General features: G+C 41.7%; 1 protein-coding gene. It reads right to left on the bottom strand.

What is annotated here, in order from left to right; translation table 11 throughout:
• A partial coding sequence (locus B0E34_RS22575) for a hypothetical protein (protein WP_503327683.1) occupies positions 1 to 252 on the bottom strand: 252 nt, incomplete at both ends.

Here is a 252-nt window from a genome sequence, read left to right as displayed (position 1 = left end):
CAGCGCGAAAACAAGATTGTAGCCGTGGTATGTAGCAACCGTCCCGTCGGCATTTCGTCTAAATCGATCAGCTCTCCATTTTTGTTATACCCTTTTGCAGAAGGGATGTTTTTGATTGTTTTCGGATCGAATTGAGGAACTTTAAATTGTTCGCTCTTTTGCTGCTCGGGAATTTTCAGCATGTCATGTCTTGTGATATGAGAAAATCCGTAGCTTTTCTTGTAATCCTGCGTTTCTTTTGCAAAGGTTTGC

This window comes from Chryseobacterium mucoviscidosis (assembly GCF_002177115.1).
In the GTDB taxonomy this organism is placed as follows: domain Bacteria; phylum Bacteroidota; class Bacteroidia; order Flavobacteriales; family Weeksellaceae; genus Chryseobacterium; species Chryseobacterium mucoviscidosis.
The sequence above is the reverse complement of the archived record's forward strand: the minus strand, read 5'-3'. Positions and strand labels throughout refer to the sequence as shown.